The organism is Sphingobacterium sp. 1.A.4, assembly GCF_002734245.1.
Taxonomy (GTDB): domain Bacteria; phylum Bacteroidota; class Bacteroidia; order Sphingobacteriales; family Sphingobacteriaceae; genus Sphingobacterium; species Sphingobacterium tenebrionis.
Genome location: NZ_PEAZ01000076.1, coordinates 1 through 24,223 on the forward strand (window position 1 = coordinate 1; position 24,223 = coordinate 24,223).

Genomic DNA, 24,223 nt, shown 5'->3' on the forward strand with positions numbered 1-24,223 from the left:
AGCGTAAAGGGAAAGGGGCATATCTGCAAGATGGGGATGGGCCAGGTCAGAAAGGTGCTGTACATGGCGGCAATATCCGCCATCAGGAGCAACACCGCCTGCAGTGAGCTTTATGGGAGGTTGATGGAAAAAGGAAAGCCATACAAGGTCGCAATCATAGCAGTGGTGAACAAACTGATCAAACAGGCATTCGCCATCGCAAAATCTGGAAAGGGCTACATCGCAAAAGCGGCCTAATCAGAATATTATTTGGAGAAAATTTAATTTATTATTTGGATATATACACAGTTCATTGCGAGTCTCCGTCATTGCGAGGAACGAAGCAATCTTTCTTCCGCGTCATTGCGAGGCCACCGTCATTGCGAGGAACGAAGCAATCTTTCGATAAGTGTAAAGATTGCTTCGTCGTACCTCCTCGCAATGACGCGACAAGTCTATAATCTCACATCTATAATCTATCATCTAAAATAAACCCATAAACCTCCTCCGGAACCAAGCCTCTAATATCTCCTTTATTCTTCCAGATATCCCTAACAATCGTAGACGAAATATGCGCTTTCCCTGATCTACTCACCAAAAAATAAGTCTCCACCTCCGGTGCCAAAATCAAATTGTTCTGCGCAATGATATTCTCATAATCCAGATCCGTATTATTACGTACTCCCCTTAAAATAACAGTCGCTCCAACCTCCCTACAAAAATTTACAGTCAATCCCTGATAAAAACCCACCTCAACCTTCTCATTTCCAGCATAAAGCTTAGAAATAGCTGCTTTGCGGGTTTCCACATCCATCATGCCCACTTTGGAACTATTGATCCCAATGGCCACATAAATCTTATCAAATAACGGTAATGCACGTTCGATCAGATCGTGGTGTGCAATGGTATAGGGATCAAAAGACCCTGGAAAAACTGCGATTCTCATGATACTAGGCTATTTATTATAAGTTTTTTATACTAGGCTATAAAAACTAAATGACGAGTTTCCGTATTGCCGTTGCTCCACAAAGTTGGGATGGGCGGCCATTTTTCTACTCGTTGGGTGTTCAACAATCAATAATCCCCCTGAATTTAACAAATTGTTTTCAAATACATAAGTCGGAAGCATCGGCAACTGACCAATATCATAAGGTGGATCTGCAAAAATAAGATCATAAGCACCCTTCGCCGATTTGATGAATTTAAACACATCAGCTTTCCGAGCTTTGATCTGTGGTAGATCCAACTTCTTAGCCGTATCTGTTATGTACATCACACATTTACCATGCAGATCAATCGCATCAACCGATTTTACCCCTCTCGACGCTAATTCAAAAGAAATATTTCCGGTTCCAGCAAAAAGATCGAGACAATCCAAGTCATCAAAATCCAGTTTATTATTCAGGATATTGAATAAGGCTTCCTTGGCTAGATCCGTTGTCGGGCGAACCGGTAAATTCTGCGGTGGATTTAAACGTAATCCTGCAGCCTTTCCTCCTATAATGCGCATTTTGGTAATTCTAAAAGGTAACTATCTGCCAACCCGGAAGGTAATTCATCCAATAAAGATAATGCCTGCTGCGATCTAATACCCATTACCTGATGGCCATATTCTGCCAATTTTCCAATATAAGGGCTTTCAGCGTTCATACTGCTGTACAGAACCTTGCTCACCTTTCCATCTATGCCAAATACTTGGAAAAGATGCAGCACATAGTAGCTGAGATCTTCCTCTGAATACACTTCAAAACTATTATATAGCTTGAACTGCCCATTGATGAACAAAAACAAATCCACCACTTGTTCATGGAAAACAACACCTAATACCTCGCCTTGAAGCGGAATATGAGGTCTTGCCTGCATCAGGTTCAATTTAAATTCTGGGATAAATTGGGCATGCGGGAACAAGGATCTCCAACGTTGCTCCAATAATACATCGTATTGATAAAAAGCCTGTGCTTGAAGGAAATCCAAGGAAACCGATTCAGCTTTTCTTCCAGGATGTTCCATAAAATCCTGGTATTTCTCCACATCCTCCATATCATAGAGATCATTCGGAATGAATGTTAGGTTATTATGCGAGATACTTACATAGACCTTCTGAAAAGGAAGACTCAGAATCTTTAAAGCTTCTTCGCTGGGACTATTGCTTTCATACTTCATGTAAACCAACAATTGTCCTTCGGAATCAACCACATATAATATGTCATAGTTAAAATTCGCCTGAACGATCAATTGGTATTTGGCAATATATTGTAAGTGAAATTGTGACGACGTATAAATCATGCTTTTGCAGATGCTTTAATCACAAAAATAGTTTTTAAAATTGGTTTGACCAACCTTTTGAATAACTTTGGATGTGCAAGTGAAAAATTACCTCTTACAGCAATTCCATCATCAACCGACAAAACAACAGGAAGAAGTTTTCGGGATGTTAGCTGATTTTTTGCATACCTTTTCCTCCGATGCCTGCTTTATTCTGAAAGGATATGCCGGTACGGGAAAAACTTCCATCATCTCGGCGTTGGTCAAAATATTGCCAAAAATACAGAAGCGATCGGTATTGCTGGCCCCTACAGGTCGGGCGGCGAAAGTAATGAGTGCTTATTCCGGCAGAACAGCCTTGACCATCCATAAAAAAATCTATCGCAAGAAAAACGCAGCGAGTATCGACCTAAATTTCGGTTTAGGTGATAATCCACATGAAAACACGTTATTCATTGTGGACGAAGCATCTATGATCAGCAATGAAGGTGCGAGTATGTTCTCTTCCGGACTGCTTCATGACCTCATACAATATGTGCAATCGGGGGAAAACTGCAGTTTGATGTTGGTTGGAGATACCGCTCAGCTCCCTCCCGTTGGATTGGAAGAAAGCCCTGCACTAAATCCCGAATACATGAATGGGGAATTTGGATTGGGCATTTTCACCTACGAATTAACGGATGTGGTTAGACAGGATAAAAACTCGGGGATCCTTTTCAATGCTACCCGGATCCGGAATGAAATCCGATTGGACGAGGAGTTTGTGGAGTACAGTTACCCACAATTTGTGACCAAATCTTTTAAGGACATTTACAGGATGAATGGTGAAAGGCTGATCGAAGGCCTACATTATGCCTATGATAAATATGGCATTGAGCAATGCATGGTCATCTGCCGATCCAACAAATCCGCCAATCTATATAATCAACATATACGCAACCAGATCCTTTTTCGGGATGAGGAGATCACAGGTGGGGATCAGATCATGGTGGTTCGCAACAATTATTATTGGCTGCAGGACAATGATGAAAAGAGCCAGGGATTCATTGCTAATGGCGATATGGCGATCATCAAAAAAGTAAGTAATGTGCATGAAATGCATGGTTTTAGGTTTGCTGACCTCTACTTGGAGTTCATGGACAATAATGAAGGCGACGCCATCCGATGCAGGGTCCTGCTGGATAGTCTCTATGTGGATTCTCCCAACCTTCCCTACGATCAGCAGCAAAAACTTTACGAAAGCATCTCCAAAGATTACGAAGATATACCGGTCAAAAAATACAGGATGGAGGCGATCAAAAAAGATCCCTACTACAATGCCTTACAGATTAAATTTGCCTATGCCATTACCTGTCATAAAGCCCAAGGGGGGCAATGGCCTTTGGTATTCGTGGATCAAGGCTATATGACCGATGAAATGTTGACAACCGAGTTTATGCGCTGGCTGTACACGGCTTTGACCCGGGCAACGAAAGAATTGTTCCTCGTGAATTTTAACGAAAAATTCTACGAAGAATAGCAAAAATAATACAGAATATACTTCCTTATCCCCTTAGAAAGCAATATTTTCGCTGAAACCAAATAATTTCCATTAATATAAAATGAAAAAATCATTATTAGGCTTTTTGATGCTCTGTTCCGTATGGACTTTCGCTCAGGAAAAAAGCACCTTGGCCAAACCAAATTACCAATTGGCGGCAAAATACTCTCCTTCCCGATTGAGTACCATGATCTACTCCACAGAAGTAAATCCCAACTGGATTAATTTCGGTGAAAAATTCTGGTACGAATACCGCACTTCCGCTGGAAAGAAATGGTACTTGGTGGAACCTGCCTCCAGACGCAAACAGGAACTATTTGATGGATCTGAAATGGCCGCTAAGATCACTTCTATCGTTAGAAACCCTTTCGATGCACAACACTTAGATATTAGAAACCTGCGCTTTATGGAAAAGGACGAGAACCTGATCCGTTTTGAGGTACAGAGTACATTGGATACCGTAAAATCCAAAGAGGAAATCAAGAAGCTGACCAATAAAAGCGATACGATCAAGAAAAAGCTTTTCCATTTTGAATATAACATCAACACCAAAAACCTGAAAGAAATCAGCGATACCACCAAAGAAAAAGGACGTGTTTTCTGGGCGAATTTCAATCCGGATACCACCAAGGTTTTCTATGCCAAGAACTTCAACCTATACTGGATGGATTATGCGAACTACCTAAAAGCCCAAAAGGATGAAAAAGATAGTACCATTGTCGAGCATCAGATCACTACGGATGGCGTACAATACTATGCTTGGGGTGGAGATGAATATTCCGTAACTAGCGGCGATAAGAAATCCGAAGACGAGGAAAAGAAAAAAAGAAAGCCTGTTTGGATCAATTGGTCTCCTGACGGACGTTATTTTACTTTAACCCGTAAGGATAATAGAGAATACAATGCGTTGTGGGTGATCAATAATGTAGGTGGCAAACGCCCTACCCTGGAGACCTATAAATACCTGATGCCAGGAGAAACGGATTCTACCGAAGTAGAACTTTACCTTTTTGATGCAGCCAGCTTGAAACCTAGACAGATCAATGTGGCTAAATTCAAGAACCAGACAATCAGTACCTGGAGCAAGGACCGTTCGAAAGCAAACTATAAAGGAAAGCATTACATCAACTACTGGTTGGGAACGAATGAGGAATTCTACATTGCACGTTCTAGCCGCGACCTAAAACGCATTGACTTGGTTGCTGTCAACGTGAATGGTTCGACAAGAACCTTGGTGGAAGAACGCTCCAATGTGTATTTGGATATCAAAAAGCCACAGTTCATCAATAATTACAGCCAGTTTATCCATTGGTCTCAACGCGATGGATGGGGGCACTTCTACCTATACGACAATCAGGGAAAATTGATCAATCAGATCACCAAAGGAGATTTCCATTGTGATGAATTGACCAGCTATAATGAAAATACAGGAACCCTATTCTTCAAAGCGAACGGTGTGGATAAGAAATTAGATCCTTATTATACACATTACTATTCGGTGAACAAAAACGGGTCTGCATTCAAATTATTGACTCCTGGAGATTTTGACCATCAAGTATTAGCTTCCGAAAGCGGAAATTACTTTGTAGACAACTTTTCGAGAGTTAATACGGCTCCTGTTTCCAACCTATACAGTGCATCGGGTCAATTGATCATGAAATTAGAGGAAGCTGATCTATCCCAATTGATGGCATCGGGCTACAAATTCCCGGAACCCTTCAAGGTAAAGGCTGGGGATGGCATCACAGACCTGTATGGGGTGATGTACAAGCCTTTTGATTTCGATTCGACCAAGACCTACCCGATCATTGAATATGTGTACCCAGGACCTCAAACAGAGGCTGTGAACAAAAGTTTCGGCAGAAGCATGGACCGCGTAGACCGTTTGGCGCAGATGGGGTTCATCGTGATTTCTGTAGGAAACCGTGGAGGACATCCATCCCGCTCAAAATGGTACCATACCTATGGCTACGGAAACCTTCGTGATTATGGATTGGAGGATAAAAAAGTGGTGGCAGAGCAATTGGCTAATAAATATTCCTTCATCGATATCGACCGCGTTGGGATTACAGGTCACTCTGGTGGTGGATTTATGTCTACGGCAGCCATGTTGGTATACCCGGATTTCTTCAAGGTAGCCGTATCTGGTGCCGGAAACCATGAGAACAACATCTACAACCGTTGGTGGAGCGAAAGACACCATGGAATCACCGAAAAAGTGAACAGTAAAGGCGATACCTCTTTCAATTACCAGATCGACCGCAACTCGGACCTAGCGAAAAACCTAAAAGGAAAATTATTGATCGTTACGGGTGATATCGATAACAACGTGCATCCGGCAAACTCCATTCGCATGGTCGATGCCTTGATCAAAGCCAATAAGCGTTTCGATTTCTTATTGTTACCTGGTCAGCGTCATGGTTTTGGGGATATGACAGAATACTTCTTCTGGAGGATGGCTGATTATTTCAGTGAGCACCTATTGGGTGAGTCCAAAATGAATGAGGTGGATATGACCGAAATGAATCGAGATAAACCCATCAAAAGATAATTGATGTTTACCCAAAAACATCAACAGCAATCGGAGGCACTATTACAGTATGGCGCCTCTGATTTCTCTTTAGCCTTATTGAAAGAGATTCCCTTTCTGGATCTTGCCCAGCTCAGTGTAAATTTGGATCTTCCTAAAGTAGCCTTTCGCGCGGCTTGGGCGTTGGAACATATCGTGTTGAAGAACACTTACCTGATCGAGGAGCATAAGGACGTGATTATTCAAAATTATTGCTTTTCTAACAACTGGAGTGTGTTAAGGAGTTATTCCAAGATCATGATGTGGATGACCTCCAAGGCCAACCAATCTTTTGATTTAACGGAAGTAGAAGAGGAAAGTATCATTGAAAAGACCTTTCAGATTGTAGAAGATGCCTCCTGCCCGGTGGCTGTTTTGGTCAACGCTTTTGATATCTTATTCCAATGCATCCCCAACCATCCTTGGCTAGCGCAGGAACTTAAGCTGCAAATAGAACTGCAACTGGAAAAAGAAGCATCAGCAGCCTTGAAAAGCCGCGGTAATAAGCTTCTGAAAGCATTGAGCAAAATAAAGTATTAGTTTTCTAAGCGATTAAAAAAGGGTATTTCCTTTTGGGTAATTGGTTTTTCCCAAATGACGGAAAGCCAGCTCCGTACATTCCCTACCCCGCGAAGTACGCATCAGATACCCTTCCTGGATCAAGAAAGGTTCATAAACCTCCTCAATAGTACCTTCATCTTCCCCAACAGCAGTTGCAATGGTCTTCAAGCCTACCGGACCTCCTTTGAATTTATCAATGATGGTCATCAGGATCCGATTATCCATTTCATCCAAACCATGCTCATCCACATTCAGAGCATTCAAGGCAAACTGGGCAATGGCTTTATCAATGGAACCATTTCCTTTGATCTGGGCGAAATCCCGGGTTCTTCGCAGCAGTGCATTGGCAATACGAGGGGTACCCCTACTCCTACGTGCAATTTCATAAGCACCTTCTTCGGAGATTGGAACTTTTAGGATGATGGCTGAACGCATCACGATATCCGTCAATAATTTGGAATCATAGTATTGTAAACGGGAATTGATACCGAAACGCGCGCGTAATGGGGCGGTAAGCAATCCCGAACGGGTGGTTGCACCGACTAAAGTAAATGGATTCAAGGAAATCTGCACAGAACGTGCATTAGGCCCTGTCTCCAACATGATATCGATTTTGAAGTCCTCCATGGCAGAATATAAATATTCTTCCACCAAGGGGCTTAAACGGTGGATCTCATCGATAAAAAGAATGTCACCCTCATCCAGACCGGTTAATAGACCGGCAAGATCCCCGGGTTTATCCAATACAGGACCGGAAGATATCTTGATGCCCACACCCATTTCATTGGCAATGATATGCGATAAGGTGGTTTTTCCAAGTCCTGGAGGGCCGTGTAGCAATACATGGTCCAATGCCTCCCCACGAAGCTTGGCTGCCTTCACAAAGATCGACAGGTTTTCCAATATCTTAGCCTGACCAGTGAAATCATCAAAGGTTTGGGGGCGCAGTACGCGCTCCAGATCTTTGTCAGTCGTTGATAGACGCTCCGGATTTGGGTCAAGGTTCTCGTTCATGCTATTGTTTATAATCTTTAAAAAATGAATTGACCTTCATTTGAATCACGCCGAAGAATGCTTCTTTAAAGATCTTAGTACTCATTTTTGAGGTGCCTAAGGTACGGTCTGTAAAGATGATCGGAATTTCGACCACATTAAAACCATACTTGATCGCCGTAAATTTCATCTCGATCTGGAAGGCATAGCCTACAAATTTCACTTTGTCCAGCGGGATGGTCTCCAACACTTTCCTGCGGAAACAAACAAACCCTGCGGTCGCATCCTGGATGTTGATGCGGGTAATGAGACGCACATAAGCTGATGCAAAATAGGACATCAAGACCCTGTTCATGGGCCAGTTGACTACATTTACGCCTTTGATATAACGCGAACCTATCGCCATGTCGGCTCCCCCATGCATGCAGGCTTCCCGCAAGCGGATCAGATCATCCGGATTATGGCTGAAGTCGGCATCCATCTCAAAAATGAATTCATAGCTTCGCTGTAGAGACCATTTGAAACCATGTATATAGGCTGTACCTAATCCTAATTTACCTTTCCGTTCTTCCATGAAGAGCTTACCGGCAAATTCGGATTCTTGTAATTTCCTGACGATGTCGGCCGTTCCATCCGGCGAACCGTCATCTACGATCAATACATGGAAGTCTACCTCTAGCGAGAATACTTTTCGAATAATACGTTCAATATTTTCCTTCTCGTTATAGGTAGGAATGATTACTATGCTATCTGACACAAGCTAATTTTTGATGGTGTAAAGTTAAGCAAAATATTAATTAACCCCGTGCATCAATTTCTTGATCATAGGCGACAATAAGATCAATATGACCCCTGCAATTAACGCATATAATCCCAATTGTTTATAGCCATCTGTATAAGTAATCAATTTATCCATTAAGGAATCTCCTTCTCTAGCTTCTGCCATGTTCGCTCCGATCAAACCGGCCACATACTGTCCATAAGCACTCGCCAAGAACCACATCCCCATCATGATTCCCTGCAATTTTGCAGGCGATAATTTCGTCATGATGGATAGACCGATTGGCGATAGACATAATTCGCCTATGGTAATCACCAATAAGGCTAAGGTAAAGATATCCAAGGAAGTCATTCCTTCTACCGCAAAGAACCTGGTTGCATACAGCACATAAAAGCCTAAACCAAGGAATACAAATCCCAATCCGAATTTGATGATGGTATTGGGTTCAATCTTGCGGGCAGCCAAATAAAGCCATAGCATCCCAAATAAAGGTGCCAAGAAGATGATAAATAGTGCTCCTCCGGAGTTATTCACCCCATTTGGATCTAAGGTAACTGTTCCGCCAAGGATGGTATCGTTCAGATTATGAGCCGCAAAAATACTTAGGGAACCCCCACTCTGCTCATAGATTCCCCAGAAAATTACCGAGAATAGGATAAAGATCAAGGCAGCGATCAATTTATGTCGTTCAATCTTATCCACTTTCGACATTTCGTAGAACAGGTAGATCAAAGTCAATGGACCAATGATGTACATGAAATAATCGGTGTATTCCGTTTTGGAGACCATGATCTGGATCAATGGCACAAAGATCAAGGTACTTGCATAGACCGCATATTCCACCCATTTTGGTAATGGTATGGTTTTCACGATCGCATCTGGATGTCCAGGTTGAAGACCGATCGGCCCCAATTGTTTTTTGGTGAAGTGGAAATTGATCAAACTGATCAACATCCCTACCGCTGCCAATCCGAAGGCGACATTCCAACGGTGTGCCTCATCGATAACTGAGCTTAGCATATAACCCTTCCCGATTGCAACACAGATATAGCCGCCCAAGAAAGCGCCTAAGTTGATTCCCGCATAGAATAGCGAAAAGCCGCCATCGCGCCTATTATCACCATCTTTGTACAGTTCACCCACCATGGTAGAAATATTTGGCTTGAAGAATCCGGTTCCGATGATGATGAATGCCAATCCGAAAAAGAAAAATTGATGCGTATCGATCGATAAAAGAACCGATCCGATGATCATCAGAATCCCACCAAAAACCAGGGATTTACGGAATCCTAGGATCTTATCGGCAAATAAACCGCCGATAAATGTAAAAGCGTAGACGAAAGCCTGGGTAGCCCCATATTGTAGATTGGCCTCTTTTTCCGCAAAATTCAGTTGGGTGATCATAAAGAACACCAACATACCGCGCATCCCATAAAAACAAAATCTTTCCCACATCTCAGAAAAGAATAAGCTCCAGATCTGTTTTGGATACTTGCCTTCGAAGTTCTGGATTTCCTCCAGTGTTTTTTGTCCTTCTGTATTCATTGTATGATATTAAAATGGGGCTTATTGCTAAGCCCCTTATTATTTTTTATTTCACTCCGTGCATCAGTTTTTTCAGGACTGGATTCAGTGAGATCACGATTAATCCGGCCACGATAGGCACGATGGTAAAGATCAAGAAAAATGTACTCAAAGAGTATTGTTTTGTTATCACTTCAATTTGTCCACCAAGGATGGCTGCCAATTTATTTCCGATGGCAATGGCTAGGTACCACATACCGAACATAAATCCGATCATGCGCGCTGGTGCTAATTTGGAAACATAGGATAATCCTACCGGCGATAAACAAAGCTCACCCAGGGTATGGAACATATACGCCAATACCAACCAGATCATGGATACTTTAACCCCTTCTTGGATTCCATTGGCACCGAATGCCAATAGACCAAAACCGATTGCCATGATGATCAATCCCAAACCATATTTCACAGCTGCCGGTGGATTGTATTTGGAATCCCAAACTTTAGAAACAAAATTGGCAAAAGTAATGATGAAGAAAGAGTTCAGAATTGAGAACCATGAAACGGTAATTTCTGAAGCTTCCGCAGTATATTCACGGTACAACATCCAGATGGCAATACCCCAAACTCCTGCGAAACAGATAAACTGAACCACATTGGATAGCGGTGCTTTTCCGAAGGTTTGTTTAGTCAATTTAGCGACCACATAGGTGATCAGGATTAATGGAACAACGGTCAATAAAGTATTTACGGTATTGAAGATGGTCAATGAATTACCGGATAATGCCCTATCTACATTATCTCTGGCGAAGATTACCAAAGAAGAAGCGCCTTGTTCAAAGGACATCCAAAAGAAGATGACGAAGAAAGCAAAGATGATGACTGCAATCAAGCGATCGCGAACAACTTTTGTATAGCGCGATAAACGGGAAATCACCACAAATAAGAATAACACCAACGCCGAGATGATGGCCACATTCTGTCCGGCAAAATCTCCTACCTGAAGGCTGGAAAAGATATCAAATCCAGCGATTTTGGAAAGTGGATCATTAATGGCATATCCTAAACCTAGGATAGTCATAACAACGATCAGAATAGTATCCAATTTGGTGAATGGATTAGGTTTATCATCAGGATTGGTACTTTCTGCTGTTAATTTTTTAGCAGCTTCTTTTTGTTCTGCTGTCGGAGGATGTCCTACTTTACCAAAAATTGGTTTAGCGAACCAGAACTGTAAAGTTCCTAGGAACATAAAGATCCCTGCAAGACCAAAACCCCAGTGCCAACCAATTTTTTCTGCTAAATAACCACAAAGCATCATTCCGAAAAAGGCTCCTGAGTTTACCCCCATGTAGAAAATGGTATAGGCACCATCTTTTTTCTGCGGGAACTTCTTGTACATTTCCGAGAGAATGGAAGTCATGTTCGGTTTAAAGAACCCTGTTCCCAACACCAAGGCACCAAGCCCGAGGTAGAGGAATAACGGCGTATCAAAAGCCATGAACAAGTGTCCAAGGGTCATGATAGCGGCACCAATAACCACGGCCATCCGATAGCCTAAATATTTATCGGCCAAGATACCTCCAAAGATCGGAGAGATATACAATAACATGGCGTAGGTACCATAAAGTGCACCCGCTTGAACTGGATCCCAACCCCATCCTGAGAATGGACTTCCGGATATAATGGCACTCGTTAAGAAGTTGATCAATAAGACGCGCATTCCATAAAAGGAAAAACGCTCCCACATCTCCGTGAAGAATAGAACAAACAATCCTGATGGATGGCCTAAAACCAGGCTCCCATCAATGCCTTCTTTTTCTAACTCTTCCGAAAATGAAGCTTCTGAAATATTACTCATATTTGGTTATTATTTTTTTAAGACCCGTAAAATTAAAATAAAAAGCCGAATAGTAAAACTATTCGGCTTTGTATAATTGTTTATACAATTAAATCTATTTAATTGATGCCATGCATCATTTTCTTCAGTTTACCATTGAAAATCAATAATAATAAGGCTACTGCAACTGGAAGAGCAGCAATAATCAGGAAGAAGGTAGACATGGAATATTTTTCTACGATATGGTCGATGTACGATCCGGTTTTACCAGCAATAAAGTTGGCAATTGCCGAAGCGGTGAACCAAAGACCGAATAATAGACCTGCAAATTTCTTAGGGGAAAGCTTACTAACATAAGATAAACCTACTGGAGAAACACATAATTCACCGGTAGTATGGAAGAAATAAGCTAAGATCAACCAGATCATGCTCACAGAAGCTGTTTTTGCTCCTTGTGGGATGGACATCGATCCGTATGCCAAGGCCACGAAACCAACGGCTACCAAGATCAATCCGAAGGCAAATTTAACGGGTCCTGAAGGATTCCATACCTTTTCCCATAGTTTAGAGAAGGATGATGCCAACGTAATGATGAAGAAGGAATTCAGGATCTGGAACCAGGAAACAGTTACTTCTGTTTGCGCTAGGTTGAATTCTCTATATACTTTCCAGAAACCTAATGCCCAGATGATGGCAAAGGAAATTGCTGTAGCAATAACGGTCATCGGATACCGATCATAGATCTTTTGCGAAAGCTTGAACAATACCCAAGTAACGATCAGGATTGGGAAAATAGTTAATGCAGCATCTACCCATTTGAATATTTCGCCTGCATTACCATCCAATAAACGTTGAGTATAGTCTTTCGCGAAGATGGTCATGGAACCACCGGCTTGCTCAAAAGCAAAGAAAAAGAATACCGAAGCAAGCATCAATACCGCAACAACCACCAAGCGGTCACGAACGATGTTCTTAGGTGTTTCTTCCTCTTCTTCTTCTACTGCAGCTAATTTCTCTTCTACATGAACTGTACCTGGTTTTTCACCAATTTTACCGAAAATCTTCTGTGCAAAATAGAATTGAACCATACCAAAGAACATGAAAACACCCGCTAGTCCAAAACCATAGTGCCATCCTACTTTTTCTCCGATATAACCACATAACAACATTCCTAAGAAGGCTCCACAGTTGATACCCATGTAGAAAATGGTATAACCCGCATCTTTTTTCATGCTGTTATCAGGGTATAATTGTCCAACCATAGAGGAAATGTTAGGTTTGAACATACCATTACCCAGGATCATCAATACCAGACCCAGGTAAAAGAAATTGGCGGAGATATGTTCAAAAGCCATTGCGGCATGACCCATGGTCATGATCAATGCGCCAATTAGGATCGCTTTGCGGTATCCCGTTAATTTATCAGCAATCATACCACCGACTAACGGTGTAAGATAAACAAGACCTGTGTACCATCCGTAAAGCTCCATGGCTTCTTGGTTAGTCCATCCCCATCCTTGTTTGGCGACTTCGGTAATTAAAAAGACAGTTAATAATGCCCGCATTCCGTAATAACTGAAACGCTCCCACATTTCGGTGAAGAAAAGGACAAATAAACTGGCTGGGTGTCCCATAACCATCTTATCGTCAACCCCTTGCTTGGAAAGGTGCTGGACCAATGCTACATCGTTCTCTTGATTCATTTGTTCAAACTAATTTGTGTAAATATTAGATTATTAAAAGATTATTATTTTTAAATTCTTGATTATGTTTTTACTGTATTCTTGAATATGATTTTATGTAATTCATGAATATGTTCATTGTATTCTTGAATCTGTTATTGATTAAATTCTTGAATATTAAAACAAAATAATTTGTTGGTAATAGCTTATTAAAAGAATATAATCGGAATATTATTTTATTCAATAAGCAAATAAACAAATTTTTATTCAAAATTTGAAGACTAGCTAAAAAAGAAAAGGTCCAATTTTAGCATTGGTAATCGCATTTTTACGTAGGACGATAGAGGATTAGGAAAGTTTAAACGGGATGGTTAAAAAGGTGGTAATTTGCTAAGGGAATGAGGGTTAAAATAGGAATTTGGAAATCGAGGATTTGCGAATCTTTAGCCGTCATTGCGAGGAACGAAGCAATCTCTTTAACGTCATTGCGAATCTTTAATCGTCATTGCGAGGTACGAAGCAATCTTTCTTATTAGCGATGCTATCTTTCCTCCTGTCATCCTGAGCGTAGTCGAAGGATCTGTATGGTTGTATACGAACAGATGGTTCGACTGCGCTCACCATGACATGGGTAAAGATTGCTTCGTCGTACCTCCTCGCAATGACGGGAAAGTACGACGAAGCAATGACCTAAGGTGATCAAGACAAAATGCTTACTTAAACCGCTCCAATAAAGCTTTAGTCTTCTTAATCCCTTCATCCTCCGAAATCTTATCTCCTTCAAACTCAATACCTACCCAGCCTTTAAATCCTGATTTCTTCACGATATCCATCATTCTTTTATAATCAATACCTGTGTCATTACCCTGCTCATCAAAGAAATGCGACTTCGCACTAACCCCTTTTGCATACGGCATCAAATCCGCCACACCCTGATAACGATCATACTCATAGAAATTACCAAAGTCAGGTAAACTTCCACAGTTCTTCTTACCAACGGTCTTCAACACATCCGATAACCAATCACCATGCGATGAAATACCGCCATGGTTTTCCACAATAACCGAAATCTTACCTTTTTTACCATAATCCGCCAAAGAGGACAGACTTTTCACCACCTGCGCTTTCACTTCTTCTTTTGTACCCTGACCCGCCGCATTAACACGAACCGCATGGCATCCCAAGAAATGCGCAGCATCGATCCACTTATGGTGATTCTCAACAGCCGCTAAACGTTTCGTTTCATCACGGTCTCCCAAGTTTCCTTCGCCATCGATCATGATCAGCACATTCTTCACACCATTATCTTTTGCCCGGTTATTCAAATCCTTTAAGTAAGTCATATCCTTTGCTTTATCCTTAAAGAACTGATTTACATATTCAACTCCGTAGATACCAAAATTCTTCGCTGTATACTCCGGAAAATCAATATTTTTCAAATCACCTTTATTGATCTTACGGTGAAGTGACCACTCTGCTAATGAAATGTTGAACCAATCTTTTTTGGCTGCAAATAAATCCAAACTTGGCGCCAAGGTAATACCTGCTGCAGCCAGTCCTAGATTTCTTAAAAACTCTCTTCTTGAATTCATAGTCATAATATAATAATGTTTCTTTTAAATATTTGCCCAGCCTGATGTGAGCACATCCACCAAATGCATGGTCTTTATGGGCAAATTATGTTTTTCGATATAGGCTTGAAGTTGTAATAAACAAGATGAATCTGTAGATATGATATACTCGGCTTTTACGGCCATCGCATTCTGCACCTTCTGCTCTGCCATCGCGGAGGAAATACCATCAAACTTCACCGCAAAAGTTCCACCAAATCCGCAACAGGTTTCCTGATCGCGCATTTCCACGATCTCCAATCCGCCAACATGGCTTAATAAGCGACGAGGTTCCTCCTTGATCTTGCACTCCCGCAAGGCCGAACAAGAATCATGGTAAACGGCTGTCCCAATCAGTTCAGCACCGAAATACTCCTTCTTCAACACATTGACCAAGAAATCCGATATCTCAAAGATATTGCGCTGTATGGACCGGCAACGGTTATGTTCCATGGAATTGGTGAATAGGTCATCATATCCTCCCCTTACCATTCCCGTACAGGAGGCAGATGGGGATACAATGGGATATTCGTCCTGGAAATCCTTCAGAAACTTCTGACCGATAATCTTCGCATCGTCCCAAAAACCTGCATTATAAGCAGGTTGACCACAACAGGTCTGTTCAGCGTTGTACATCACCTCGCAGCCTGCTTTTTCCAATAATTTAACGGTATTAAATGCTGTTTCTGGGTATAGTTGATCGATGAAACAGGGTATAAACAATTCTACCTTATTCATTTATTTTTTTATAATCTGTAATTTATTAAATTTTAGAACAGGAAACAACAAGAAAAACCCGATTAAGAAGAAAACTCCTAATGAAAGGGCAGAATAACGGATATTATTGGTGATCTGTTCAATTATGCCAAAGCTCAATAGACCGATGACGATAGCAAATTTCTCCGCCACATCATAAAAACTGAAGAAGGAAGTGGTATCCTCAATATGAGTAGGTATCAATTTCGAATAAGTGGACCTGGAAAGCGACTGTATTCCGCCCATCAGCAATCCGACCATAAAGGCCATCATATAAAAATGGTATTCATTGGCCATGAAATAGGAAGAACCACAGATCAGGATCCATAAGAATACGACCACCATCAGTACCTTGATGTTTCCAAATTTCTTTGCAAAAACCGACATGATATAGGCGCCACCTATGGCAACGATCTGGATCAAAAGAATGGAGGCGATCAATTTATCAGCTCCCAGGTTCAGTTCCTTTTGGCCAAAGGCTGCCGCCACAATAACCAAGGTCTGAATACCCATGGCATAGAAAAAATAGGCCGGCAAAAACTTCTTGATGGCAGGGATTTGTTTGATCTGCGCCAATACACCTGTAAATTCTGTTTTTACCTTTTGGAAAAACGGCATTCTTTCCTTTCCGACCGAAGGCCGATTTCTTGGCAAGAACCGAAATGGAATCTGCGAGAACAGTACCCACCACAATCCAACCAACAAAAATGATAATCGTGCAGGAAGCGATGGATCGGTAATTCCGAACCATTCAGGTTTAAAAATAAAGACAAAACAGATGATCTGCAGGGTTACACAGCCCACATAGCCATAAGCAAAACCTTGTGCGCTGACCCTATCTTGTTGATCTGGCGTGGCAATGATCGGTAAATAGGAGTTATTGAAAGCTACTCCGCCAATATAGCCCATTGCGGCCAGGGAAAAGCAGATGATCCCCCATTCCAGGGTATCGATCTTGAAAAAGAATAACCCCATACAGGCAAATGCACCCAGATAGGTAAAAAGCTTCATGAAGAACTTACGTTTTCCGGCAGCATCCGAATAAGCTGAAATAAAAGGTAAACTCAAGGCCATGATCAGATAGGAAACCGATAAGGCAAAATTGGATAAAGCGGTATTCACGAATTCAAAGCCAAAAAAAGAAACGGTTGTACTACCCGTTTCTGCATTTTTAGTTATCGTGGTGTAATAGACTGGAAAGATGGTGGAATTGATCACCAAATTATATGCTGAGTTTGCCCAATCGAACATGGACCAGGAGCGGATCAGCCTTTTGTCGTTCTTTTTAAAGATCTTCATATTTTTTCCATCGCTAATATACCAAATAGATTTTTAGGGATTAATAATTTTCATAGATATAGCTGATCACACGTACCATCTCCTTACGAACCGGAGAAGCCGAACCCATATAATTATTGTTCAGGAAAGAATAGGCCAAACGCTTACCCTTCTTGGTTTTAATAAATCCACTCTGGCAATGTACGCTGTTGATGGTTCCTGTTTTTGCCCAAACGAAAGGCACACCTCCCGGAGTCGGATACACGCCTTTTAAAGTCCCTTCCAGACCACCGGCCGGAAACAGGAACAATTTGGCAGCATCGTCCTTTACCGCATCGGTTACCAATAAAAGTAACTCCACCATACTTCTCGGTGTTACTTTATTATAGGTAGAAAGCCCGCTCCCATCCCTTAGTTCAATCTGATCCTGAAATAAAGAGTAATAGGTCGTCTGCATATATTTTCGGAGTTCCTCCGTTTGGAATTTGCGATATTTTACAAAAGAAGCCACCATGTTCAATTGTTCCGCCAGGAAATTGTCACTTGGCAGCATCATTTCTCGCAACACCTCTCTTGTTCCGATGGAATAAACGTTTTTTGCATCACTAGGCATCGCCAAATTGACATAACCTACCTCTCTTTTCAGCGTATCCTGCAAAAGGTTTAGGAAAAGGGAATCGCTGGTCTTAAATGGTTTTTCGTTTACATATTTGGCAGGCAACGGAAAATTGTTGACTTCGAATTTATTGTTTTCCAAAGGACGATGTATCCTATATCTTGTCACGGTATCCGACAGATGCTGTACATGTTGCTCAAAATAGCTCGGAAACAATCTCAATTGCTTGCCCACCTCCCGAAACTGCACCACATTTCCATAGATCGGAAACACCGTAAGTTCTGGTTGATAATAAAACTCGTAATCTTCTATGCTCCAACCATTTCTATAAGTAGGCTCTTGTACTGGAGATTGACTATAAAACAATTTCTTAGCACTGTTTTTCAGGAATTCGAGAACCTTGCCCCGATCCAATTTACTATGCAGGAAAGTAGGATCTCCCGTACCCCAGAAAATCAAGGAATCTCCACGCTCCACATAGGCTAAACCAGGAATGGAATCCCCGATCAGTTTCAGCGACGTGAACAAGGTAAATACCTTGGTATTGCTGGCAGGTGTAAAATGACGATCCTCCTGATGGCCAAAGACAAACTTATGCTCATCCAGGTCATAGAGGGATACCCCATAATAATGTTTGTTGAGGACAGGTGATAATTGCAATTGGGTGCTAATCGGGGAATAATCTTGGGCTTTGAGGCCAAAACTGATCAGTAGACCAAAAAGGAACAGCAGCTTTCTCATAATAGATTCTTTAGGGATTTCTATTTACCCATCACATATTTCAACCCACCAATGAGTTGCTTTTGGAAATTCAGGTCGTCAAATGATTCCTCGGTATGTCCCAATCCGGTATAGAACATGCGATAGCCTTTGAATTCCTGAAACCAGGCAATGGGATGGAATTTCCCCATTTTGCCACCTTTATAGGAGGTTTCATCGAGCATCATCAAAATATTGATACCAGGCTTCACATCCTTAAAATCGTACCATTCATCTTTATGCATCCAGATTTTCTGTAAATGTCTGGTGGCTAAATGTTTTCTGTTAACCACATCAATCTTTGCTTCCTGAACTGCAGGATGACTGGCAAAATAGGCCCCTACCAGATTCGCATACCATGGCCATTCGTATTCCGTATCGGCAGCCGCATGTATACCCATGAACCCTCTGCCCGATTCAATAAACTTTTGAAAGGCTGTTTTTTGTTCAGCATTCAGAATCGTACCGGTCGTGCTGAAAAAAATCACAGCCTGAAAAGATTGTAGGGAGTCTGCTAAGAAAACATTCGCATCCTCAGTATGGGATACCGCAATTCCTTCCTTCGAAAATATGTTTTTTAATACGGTTACTCCCTTTTCAATATTGGCATGCCTAAAACCGGTAGTTTTTGTAAACACCAGCACCTTCTTTGGTGAAGCATCTGCCCAAGTTTGACTACATGACAACAGCATTGCCATGAAAAAAAGTAGAATAACCGAATTTTTCATGTTGTTGGTTTATTTGATTACCTGATTGTAATAATCCAAACTTTCCACGATCATATCCTCTTCTGCGTATTTGTTGAAATCACAATCGCCAATGCTTCGTAAAAGGGCAAATCCCAATTGATTGCTCTCATTCTTTTTATCGTTGCGCATCAGTTCGATCAAAGTCGGATAGATCGCTTGATCGATCGGATAAGCCGGATAGATTCCTTTAATATAATTTACAATGGTTTCCAGCTCGGATTCAGGTAGGTTGTTTTCTCGGTAAGAGATAAATGCTTCACAGATCATTCCTATCGCGATGGCTTCCCCATGCAATAAAGGCTCTTGATCATGGTATAGGCTATAGCCTTCGATGGCATGCCCAATCGTATGACCAAAATTCAGGATTTTACGCAATCCCTTTTCGGTAGGATCTTCCAAAACCACTTCATTCTTGATCATAACCGAATCATAAACCATCTCTTCCGGTAAAACAGGCAATTTAACGTTCATACAACGTTCAAAAAGCTGCTTATCTTTGATAAGGCCATGTTTAATCACTTCCGCAAATCCAGAACGGATCTGTCTATCATCCAACGTTTCCAAAAACTTATTGGAAATAAAGACCGCTTTGGGCTGCGTAAATGTACCGATGATGTTTTTAATATTATCCAGGTCGATTCCAGTCTTGCCGCCTACCGAGGCATCCACTTGGGATAACAAGGTGGTAGGTACATGGATAAAATCGATCCCTCTCTTATAGGTTGAAGCTGCAAAACCGCCCATATCCGTCACCACTCCTCCACCAAGGTTCAACATCAGGGATTTCCGATCCGCGCCAAAATCCAGCATAGTCTTCCAAACCCCAATACAGAAATCAATGTTCTTATTTTCTTCGCCAGGATCTACTTCGATTATATCATAATCTACGATATCAGGAATGAAGGCCTGAAGTTGTGGTAAACAATGATCGTTGGTATTTCTATCGACTAGTATTAATAGTTGTGAATAGTCATGATCAATAAGAAAGGATTGCAATTCATCCAGTTCATTATCGAATACGACTTCGTATCCTAAGCTGTTGATCTTTTTCATAATATAATTCAGGTTAAAGATAGACAATTTCTGAATCTACAAGAACAACAAATTTGTAATAACTCTGTTTTAAATTATCTTAACCTTGTTCCCGTCAAATTCCACCAAATCTCCTACCCTAACCTTCAATCTTTTACGGTAATCCACCTCCCCATTGTACTTCACCAATCCTTCTTCTACGACCCATTGGGCCATCGCGCCGTGCTCTACCCAGTTCATCACTTTCAATAATTGGATGAGCTGAATGTATTCCCCATTTAATGTAAACGTTTGCATAAACAAAAATAAATTTAATATGAACTATTACAATTGAATGTTTGAATTTATTTACAATTAATCCCTAATTTTGTGAATCAAAAAAAATAGAATATGGATACAATTTCCCCCATAAAGCTAGACTTTAATAATACGGAAATCGCCTTCAGAGGCAAAAGTGATAAAGATCTGAATAAAGCATACTGGTTATTTAAAATGGTAGCAAGTAATGCACTGATCAAAATAGGTACTCCCATTACAAATTTCTCCTTAAATATAGGCTTACCCATCCAGGGAATCATCAAGAATACCATCTACAGACAGTTCTGTGGTGGCGAAAGTATTGCCGACTGTAACCGTGCGATCCAGGAATTGGGTCAGGGTAATGTAACGACCATCTTGGATTATTCGGTAGAGGGTGAAGATTCGGAAGAAAGCTTTGATGAATGTTGCGCTGAGATCCTACGTACAGTAGAAACCGCTAAACAAAATCCGTTGATCTCTTTTTGTGTATTCAAGCCTACAGGATTGGGAAGATTTGATCTATTGGCGAAAATCGATTCTAAAGAAACATTAACGGAAGCGGAAAAAGCGGAATACCAACGTTTATGGGATAGATGTGATCGTATCTGCCGTGCTTGTCACGAAGCAGGAATTCGTGTATTGGTGGATGCTGAACATTCTTGGATCCAGGATACCATTGATGATATCGCTCGTGAAATGATGGAAAAATATAACCGTGAAAAACCGATTGTATATAATACTTATCAATTGTACCGTGCTGATAAATTGGCTTCATTAAAAGCTGATTATGCTTATGCAAAAACTGCTGGCTTCCATCTAGGGGCGAAAATTGTTCGCGGTGCTTATATGGAGATCGAAAGGGAAAGAGCAAAGGAAAAAGGTTATCCTTCGCCTATCCAACCGAATAAACCAGCATCGGATACAGATTATAACCAGGCGATCCACTTCTGTTTGGATCATATCGACCAGATTGGTTTGATGGCCGGAACGCATAACGAACAGAGTTGCCGCATCCTGGCGGAGGAAATGGAAAACCGTAACATCCCACATAACTTGCCTAATGTTTTCTTTGCGCAGTTATTAGGTATGTCGGATAACCTATCTTTCAATCTTGCAGCAGCGGGTTATAACGTGGCTAAATACATGCCATATGGTCCAGTGAAGGCCGTAATGCCTTATTTGTTCCGTCGTGCGCAGGAGAACACTTCTGTAGGTGGACAAACTGGCCGCGAGCTTTCATTGATCATGAAAGAATTGAAAAGAAGAAAATCCGTAAGGAAATAAGTTTTGAGATTTTAGCATTCCATTTAAGGAAACAAGAAACTTCAAAATAACTTAATAAAGATAAAACCATGGAATTCTCCTCGATGAGGAGAATTTCGTATTTTTGCGGCATGACAGATGCAGCCTACCAAAAGTATTTAAAGTTAAATTCCCTTGCCTCTTCCTATAAAGCGTTATTGTTCGATGTAGACGGCACCCTTGCCGATAATATTGATGCACATAAAGCTGCTTATGTTGCCGTTTCGGCGGAACATGGGGTTGATTTAGATCCTGATCTTATTGATGAGACTGCAGGATGGCCAACCATCGCTGTCGCAAAGGAAATTTCCATTCGCTATAACGTGGAACTGGATATCGAATCCTTCTCCAAAAGAAAGTCTGCTATTTTTATCGAGCGCTTTATCCAAGCCACCCAACCTGTAGATTATGTAAGACAGGTATTGTTCGACAATGTGGATACCCATAAAATTGGAATTGTATCCGGCGGAACCAGATCAACTTTGGCCATTACCCTTTCGGTAATCGATGTAGCCGGAAAATATGAATCTTTAGTCTGTGCAGGTGACACCCCAAAAGGAAAACCCTCCCCACAACCTTTTTTATTGGCTGCAGAGCAATTAGAGGTCGATCCTGCTGATTGCTTGGTATTCGAAGATGGAGATCCGGGTGTTCAAGGCGCTATCGCCGCCGGCATGGGCTGGGTGCGGGTTGACCAGGTGTAGTTTTTAGATGATAGATGATAGACATTAGATGATAGACCTTTTGCGTCATTGCGAGGAACGAAGCAATCTTTGAACTATGCGTCATTGCGAGGAGGCACGACGAAGCAATCTTGAACTTTGCCGTCATCGTAAGTTTGTAGGGAAGTTATAGGAATTAAAGAAACAGAATATAATTTTGTATTTCATTTAGGATACAGCGAGAGAGGGAGTAAGATTTTTAATCGTCATTGGTCCTTGAGAGACCCTTCGCAATGTTAATCCCCCTCTCTTATTCCTATCATAAACTTGGACAGTTCATTAGGCCAGGAGCCTGTTTTTACGATTGATAAGTTATGATAAGAGCTGCTGTAATCCACAAAAATGGTATACAAAGATGGTAACAGGTATTGATTGTTCAAAGGATTATTTTGACATTTCTGTCCAATCGGGACAGAAAGAGGTTTTTAAGGGTCGTTTCAGTAACGACGAAGCGGGTTTTGTGGAGGCCYTGGGCCACATGCACGGCAGCCATATAGCGATGGAGGCCACCGGTCCCTATTACTTCCGGCTGGCAAAGTTCCTCTGGGAGAGGGATGAACGGGTCTCGGTCATCAACCCCCTTGTCATCAGGCGTTTTTCCCAGATGACCCTGGCCAGGACCAAGACCGACAGGAAGGATGCCCAGCTCATCGCCAAGTTCACCAGCATRACSGAACCTGCCCAATGGAGGCTGCCGGAGGAACATGTGCTGAGGATCAGGAACCTGGAAGGCTATATCAAGGGACAGAAGGAATGCAGGACCATGCTAACGAACAGGCTCCATGCATATGAACATGCGGGAACACTGGAACCCACGCTCAGGAAGACCATAGAGGAAGGGATCAAACGTTATGATCAGGACATCAATGAACATGAAAGACAGATCCAGCAGATCATCATGGAGAATTACGGGGAACTCAACGCGAACCTGCGGAGCATACCGGGAATAGGGCCACGCAGCGCAGCACTGCTTATCATCCTGACGGACGGTTTCAGTCGGTTCGAGGGGCACAGGCAGCTGATATCCTATTTCGGACTGGCGCCCAGGATATTCGAATCCGGTACCAGCGTAAAGGGAAAGGGGCATATCTGCAAGATGGGGATGGGCCAGGTCAGAAAGGTGCTGTACATGGCGGCAATATCCGCCATCAGGAGCAACACCGCCTGCAGTGAGCTTTATGGGAGGTTGATGGAAAAAGGAAAGCCATACAAGGTCGCAATCATAGCAGTGGTGAACAAACTGATCAAACAGGCATTCGCCATCGCAAAATCTGGAAAGGGCTACATCGCAAAAGCGGCCTAATCAGAATATTATTTGGAGAAAATTTAATTTATTATTTGGATATATACACAGTTCATTGCGAG

Annotated in this window: 21 protein-coding genes and 1 pseudogene; 7 read left to right on the forward strand and 15 right to left on the reverse strand. The window is 41.7% G+C overall.

Annotated elements, in window-relative coordinates:
• A pseudogene (locus tag CRJ00_RS13310) lies at positions 1–237 on the forward strand (IS110 family transposase); the annotation flags it as partial.
• 211 nt (positions 238–448) lie between these two features.
• Here CRJ00_RS13310 and coaD read toward each other — a convergent pair.
• Genes coaD through CRJ00_RS13325 form a run of 3 tightly spaced genes read right to left on the reverse strand, consistent with a single transcriptional unit; the run spans position 449 to position 2,265 of the window.
• Entirely contained in the window at positions 449–925 is a 477-nt protein-coding gene (gene coaD / locus CRJ00_RS13315) for a pantetheine-phosphate adenylyltransferase (protein WP_099367266.1), read from the reverse strand.
• A gap of 27 nt (positions 926–952) precedes the next feature.
• Entirely contained in the window at positions 953–1,489 is a 537-nt protein-coding gene (locus tag CRJ00_RS13320) for an RsmD family RNA methyltransferase (protein WP_099367267.1), read from the reverse strand.
• Positions 1,477–2,265 (reverse strand): DUF3822 family protein, encoded by a 789-nt coding sequence (locus tag CRJ00_RS13325; protein WP_099367268.1) that lies wholly within the window; start codon positions 2,263–2,265, stop codon positions 1,477–1,479. The genes CRJ00_RS13320 and CRJ00_RS13325 overlap by 13 nt, the downstream gene beginning before the upstream one ends.
• Positions 2,266–2,338: 73 nt before the next feature.
• Here CRJ00_RS13325 and CRJ00_RS13330 point away from each other — a divergent pair, with 73 nt between their 5' ends.
• The 3 genes from CRJ00_RS13330 to CRJ00_RS13340 all read left to right on the forward strand — a co-directional run bounded on the left by CRJ00_RS13330 (position 2,339) and on the right by CRJ00_RS13340 (position 6,893).
• Positions 2,339–3,763: an ATP-dependent DNA helicase gene (locus tag CRJ00_RS13330; RefSeq protein WP_099367284.1), complete on the forward strand. Its 1,425-nt coding sequence runs from the start codon at positions 2,339–2,341 to the stop codon at positions 3,761–3,763.
• 82 nt (positions 3,764–3,845) lie between these two features.
• A complete protein-coding gene (locus tag CRJ00_RS13335) occupies positions 3,846–6,335 on the forward strand; it encodes a S9 family peptidase (RefSeq protein WP_099367269.1) in 2,490 nt (829 codons plus the stop codon).
• Positions 6,336–6,338: 3 nt separating this feature from the next.
• On the forward strand, positions 6,339–6,893 hold the full coding sequence (locus CRJ00_RS13340) for a hypothetical protein (RefSeq protein WP_099367270.1): 555 nt from the start codon (positions 6,339–6,341) through the stop codon (positions 6,891–6,893).
• Between the two features lie 12 nt (positions 6,894–6,905).
• On the opposite strand, the gene ruvB is transcribed toward CRJ00_RS13340, so the two are convergent.
• The 12 genes from ruvB to CRJ00_RS13400 all read right to left on the reverse strand — a co-directional run bounded on the left by ruvB (position 6,906) and on the right by CRJ00_RS13400 (position 20,831).
• Positions 6,906–7,928, reverse strand: a complete 1,023-nt coding sequence (gene ruvB / locus CRJ00_RS13345; protein WP_099367271.1) for a Holliday junction branch migration DNA helicase RuvB — start codon at positions 7,926–7,928, stop codon at positions 6,906–6,908.
• 1 nt (position 7,929) lies between these two features.
• Positions 7,930–8,664 carry a polyprenol monophosphomannose synthase gene (locus CRJ00_RS13350; protein WP_099367272.1) on the reverse strand — a complete coding sequence of 245 codons (735 nt, stop codon included), beginning with the start codon at positions 8,662–8,664 and terminating at the stop codon, positions 7,930–7,932.
• A 36-nt stretch (positions 8,665–8,700) separates the two neighbouring features.
• The gene (locus CRJ00_RS13355) at positions 8,701–10,233 is read right to left on the reverse strand and encodes a peptide MFS transporter (protein WP_099367273.1); all 1,533 of its coding nucleotides are present in this window, start codon (positions 10,231–10,233) and stop codon (positions 8,701–8,703) included.
• Between the two features lie 46 nt (positions 10,234–10,279).
• The gene (locus CRJ00_RS13360) at positions 10,280–12,073 is read right to left on the reverse strand and encodes a peptide MFS transporter (protein ID WP_099367274.1); all 1,794 of its coding nucleotides are present in this window, start codon (positions 12,071–12,073) and stop codon (positions 10,280–10,282) included.
• Positions 12,074–12,171: 98 nt separating this feature from the next.
• Positions 12,172–13,755, reverse strand: a complete 1,584-nt coding sequence (locus CRJ00_RS13365) for a peptide MFS transporter (protein WP_099367275.1) — start codon at positions 13,753–13,755, stop codon at positions 12,172–12,174.
• 692 nt (positions 13,756–14,447) lie between these two features.
• Positions 14,448–15,326 carry a sugar phosphate isomerase/epimerase family protein gene (locus tag CRJ00_RS13370; RefSeq protein ID WP_099367276.1) on the reverse strand — a complete coding sequence of 293 codons (879 nt, stop codon included), beginning with the start codon at positions 15,324–15,326 and terminating at the stop codon, positions 14,448–14,450.
• A 24-nt stretch (positions 15,327–15,350) separates the two neighbouring features.
• Positions 15,351–16,082 carry a (Fe-S)-binding protein gene (locus CRJ00_RS13375; protein WP_099367277.1) on the reverse strand — a complete coding sequence of 244 codons (732 nt, stop codon included), beginning with the start codon at positions 16,080–16,082 and terminating at the stop codon, positions 15,351–15,353.
• Positions 16,083–17,399, reverse strand: coding sequence for an MFS transporter (locus CRJ00_RS13380; protein WP_099367278.1), 1,317 nt, complete (start codon positions 17,397–17,399; stop codon positions 16,083–16,085).
• A gap of 40 nt (positions 17,400–17,439) precedes the next feature.
• On the reverse strand, positions 17,440–18,735 hold the full coding sequence (locus CRJ00_RS13385) for a D-alanyl-D-alanine carboxypeptidase (protein WP_099367279.1): 1,296 nt from the start codon (positions 18,733–18,735) through the stop codon (positions 17,440–17,442).
• A gap of 20 nt (positions 18,736–18,755) precedes the next feature.
• Positions 18,756–19,481 carry a ThuA domain-containing protein gene (locus CRJ00_RS13390; RefSeq protein WP_099367280.1) on the reverse strand — a complete coding sequence of 242 codons (726 nt, stop codon included), beginning with the start codon at positions 19,479–19,481 and terminating at the stop codon, positions 18,756–18,758.
• A 9-nt stretch (positions 19,482–19,490) separates the two neighbouring features.
• Positions 19,491–20,555: a 3-dehydroquinate synthase gene (gene aroB / locus CRJ00_RS13395; protein ID WP_099367285.1), complete on the reverse strand. Its 1,065-nt coding sequence runs from the start codon at positions 20,553–20,555 to the stop codon at positions 19,491–19,493.
• Positions 20,556–20,624: 69 nt separating this feature from the next.
• Entirely contained in the window at positions 20,625–20,831 is a 207-nt protein-coding gene (locus CRJ00_RS13400; protein ID WP_099367281.1) for an RNA-binding S4 domain-containing protein, read from the reverse strand.
• Between the two features lie 93 nt (positions 20,832–20,924).
• On the opposite strand from CRJ00_RS13400, the gene CRJ00_RS13405 reads away from it, so the two are divergent.
• From CRJ00_RS13405 to CRJ00_RS13415, 3 genes are all read left to right on the forward strand, one after another.
• Positions 20,925–22,118, forward strand: coding sequence for a proline dehydrogenase family protein (locus CRJ00_RS13405; protein WP_099367282.1), 1,194 nt, complete (start codon positions 20,925–20,927; stop codon positions 22,116–22,118).
• Positions 22,119–22,201: 83 nt separating this feature from the next.
• Entirely contained in the window at positions 22,202–22,840 is a 639-nt protein-coding gene (locus CRJ00_RS13410) for an HAD family hydrolase (RefSeq protein WP_257213788.1), read from the forward strand.
• 322 nt (positions 22,841–23,162) lie between these two features.
• The gene (locus CRJ00_RS13415) at positions 23,163–24,161 is read left to right on the forward strand and encodes an IS110 family transposase (RefSeq protein ID WP_257213789.1); all 999 of its coding nucleotides are present in this window, start codon (positions 23,163–23,165) and stop codon (positions 24,159–24,161) included.
• The last annotated feature ends 62 nt before the right edge of the window (positions 24,162–24,223 follow it).

Excerpts from the sequence above, each read along its gene's own strand:
- CRJ00_RS13370 (WP_099367276.1), bottom strand. The coding sequence starts at position 15,326 with ATGAATTCAAGAAGAGAGTTTTTAAGAAATCTAGGACTGGCTGCAGCA.
- CRJ00_RS13335 (WP_099367269.1), top strand. The coding sequence starts at position 3,846 with ATGAAAAAATCATTATTAGGCTTTTTGATGCTCTGTTCCGTATGGACT.
- CRJ00_RS13365 (WP_099367275.1), bottom strand. The coding sequence starts at position 13,755 with ATGAATCAAGAGAACGATGTAGCATTGGTCCAGCACCTTTCCAAGCAA.
- CRJ00_RS13390 (WP_099367280.1), bottom strand. The coding sequence starts at position 19,481 with ATGAAAAATTCGGTTATTCTACTTTTTTTCATGGCAATGCTGTTGTCA.
- CRJ00_RS13405 (WP_099367282.1), top strand. The coding sequence starts at position 20,925 with ATGGATACAATTTCCCCCATAAAGCTAGACTTTAATAATACGGAAATC.
- coaD (WP_099367266.1), bottom strand. The coding sequence starts at position 925 with ATGAGAATCGCAGTTTTTCCAGGGTCTTTTGATCCCTATACCATTGCA.
- CRJ00_RS13340 (WP_099367270.1), top strand. The coding sequence starts at position 6,339 with ATGTTTACCCAAAAACATCAACAGCAATCGGAGGCACTATTACAGTAT.
- CRJ00_RS13320 (WP_099367267.1), bottom strand. The coding sequence starts at position 1,489 with ATGCGCATTATAGGAGGAAAGGCTGCAGGATTACGTTTAAATCCACCG.
- CRJ00_RS13410 (WP_257213788.1), top strand. The coding sequence starts at position 22,202 with ATGAGGAGAATTTCGTATTTTTGCGGCATGACAGATGCAGCCTACCAA.
- ruvB (WP_099367271.1), bottom strand. The coding sequence starts at position 7,928 with ATGAACGAGAACCTTGACCCAAATCCGGAGCGTCTATCAACGACTGAC.
- CRJ00_RS13375 (WP_099367277.1), bottom strand. The coding sequence starts at position 16,082 with ATGAATAAGGTAGAATTGTTTATACCCTGTTTCATCGATCAACTATAC.
- CRJ00_RS13360 (WP_099367274.1), bottom strand. The coding sequence starts at position 12,073 with ATGAGTAATATTTCAGAAGCTTCATTTTCGGAAGAGTTAGAAAAAGAA.
- CRJ00_RS13325 (WP_099367268.1), bottom strand. The coding sequence starts at position 2,265 with ATGATTTATACGTCGTCACAATTTCACTTACAATATATTGCCAAATAC.
- CRJ00_RS13355 (WP_099367273.1), bottom strand. The coding sequence starts at position 10,233 with ATGAATACAGAAGGACAAAAAACACTGGAGGAAATCCAGAACTTCGAA.
- CRJ00_RS13400 (WP_099367281.1), bottom strand. The coding sequence starts at position 20,831 with ATGCAAACGTTTACATTAAATGGGGAATACATTCAGCTCATCCAATTA.
- CRJ00_RS13380 (WP_099367278.1), bottom strand. The coding sequence starts at position 17,399 with ATGAAGATCTTTAAAAAGAACGACAAAAGGCTGATCCGCTCCTGGTCC.
- aroB (WP_099367285.1), bottom strand. The coding sequence starts at position 20,555 with ATGAAAAAGATCAACAGCTTAGGATACGAAGTCGTATTCGATAATGAA.
- CRJ00_RS13385 (WP_099367279.1), bottom strand. The coding sequence starts at position 18,735 with ATGAGAAAGCTGCTGTTCCTTTTTGGTCTACTGATCAGTTTTGGCCTC.